This is a genomic window from Pseudomonas sp. BS-2016 (assembly GCF_001806145.1).
Classification (GTDB): Bacteria; Pseudomonadota; Gammaproteobacteria; order Pseudomonadales; family Pseudomonadaceae; genus Aquipseudomonas; species Aquipseudomonas lundensis.
In genome coordinates this window covers 1-1,657 of sequence record NZ_MLCT01000176.1, presented here as the reverse complement: position 1 = coordinate 1,657, position 1,657 = coordinate 1, and the positions used below count along the sequence as shown (strand labels likewise).

Sequence of the window (1,657 nt, the reverse complement as noted above, 5' to 3'; positions counted from 1 at the left end):
GTCCTGTACACTGCACGACCATGGCAGCCACACTTTTCCCCGGCTGCGCTCCCGATCCTGGATTTTCCGGCCATGCAGAAAGAAACCGAAATCAAGCTACGCGTCAGCCGCGAAACACTCGCCGCGCTGCGTGAGCACCCGTTACTGAAAAAACGCAACAAAAGTGGCTGGGAACGCCGTGAGTTGATGAACCAGTACTTCGACACCCCCGAGCGTGACCTGGCCCAGGCCAAGGTTGCCCTGCGCCTGCGCAAGGACGGTGACGACATCATCCAGACCCTCAAGACCCGCGGCCAAAGCGTCGCCGGCTTGTCGGAACGCAACGAATACAACTGGGACCTGCCCAAAGCCAAGCTCGATGTGAAGAAACTCGATGGCGAGTGCTGGCCCGAGCAACTGGCCGAGCTGGACAAAAAGACTCTCAAGCCGATCTTCACCACCGACTTCGTGCGTGAACGCGCCGAAATCGCCTGGGGCCGTGGCAAGGCCAAGGTGGTGATCGAAGCCGCCCTGGACCTGGGCCATGTGGTGGTCGGCAAGCAGAAAGAAGAAATCTGCGAGCTGGAACTGGAACTGCGCGAAGGCGAACCGGCGGCCCTGCTGGAACTGGCCGCCGAGCTGGCTGCAACCCTGGCCCTGATGCCGTGCGACATCAGCAAGGCCGAACGCGGCTATCGCCTGTATGACGCCAGTAGCTATTCCCTGAGCCTGCCGGCGCCACAGATCCACGCCGAAATGCCATTGGACGACGCCTTCGCCGCGATCTTGTGGCACCTGCTGGGCAGCAGCCAGCGCCTGGCTGAGCAATACCGCTTCAATGGCCACTGGCGCCTGTTGCAGGACTGGGTCGAGAACCTCGGCGAGTTGCGCGCCCTGATCGGCAGCCTCGGCCAGGCCGCGCCGCGCCAATCCACCAGCGAACTGCGCAGCGCCTTGGATGCGTTGCTGGAAGACTGGCGCCCGCTGGTCCAGGCCGGTGACGACGATGAAGACATTCGCAAAGCCGCGCCGGAACAGTTCATCGAAGAGCTGCAAGACGTGCGCTGGGGCCTGTTCTCACTCAACCTCTCGCGCTGGCTGCTGGCTCGCACCTGGACGGCCGAACGTAACGTGCGCGGCAACCGCCAGGGCGCTGCGCAAATTACCAACTGGCTGCCACGCCTGTTGGCCGACGACGCTGTCGCCCTGCAACTGCAGCGCTACCAGCAACAGCCGGAAGACCTGGCCGAGCAACTGCCGCGTATCGAACGCATCCAGGCCTGGCTGCACCATGCGCGCCATGTGGTGGACATTCCTGAGCTGGACCGTTTGTACGGCGAGCTGAACAAGCTGGCGCACCTGGCCAACCAGCCGATTACCGATGAGTCGCTGGATGCGCGTATGCACCAGGCGATTGCGGTTTATCAGAATCGTGCCTGGAAGACCCTTCTGCGCCTGTAAGTCACTCTACCTGTAGGAGCGAGCTTGCTCGCGAAAAACCCGAGAGCGATGTGGGGAGCCAGGCTTCCCGCGTTATCGTTAACGATCTTCGCGAGCAAGCTCGCTCCTACAGTCAATGGCATGCCTGTCAGCGCAATACTGGCAGGCTGGTGGTGGACTTGATCTCCGACAGCGCCACAATCGAGTTGACCTCCTGAATCCCCGGCACCATCGACAA

1 protein-coding gene and 1 pseudogene are annotated in these 1,657 nt (G+C 62.0%); one reads left to right on the top strand and one right to left on the bottom strand.

The features are described from left to right. Positions 1 to 72: 72 nt before the first annotated feature. Positions 73 to 1,440: an inorganic triphosphatase gene (locus BKD70_RS23485; protein WP_020301821.1), complete on the top strand. Its 1,368-nt coding sequence runs from the start codon at positions 73 to 75 to the stop codon at positions 1,438 to 1,440. A 127-nt stretch (positions 1,441 to 1,567) separates the two neighbouring features. On the opposite strand, the pseudogene BKD70_RS23480 reads toward BKD70_RS23485, so the two are convergent. Then, positions 1,568 to 1,657 (bottom strand): annotated as a pseudogene (locus BKD70_RS23480) (AsnC family transcriptional regulator); the annotation flags it as partial.

Excerpts from the sequence above, each read along its gene's own strand:
- BKD70_RS23485 (WP_020301821.1), top strand. The coding sequence starts at position 73 with ATGCAGAAAGAAACCGAAATCAAGCTACGCGTCAGCCGCGAAACACTC.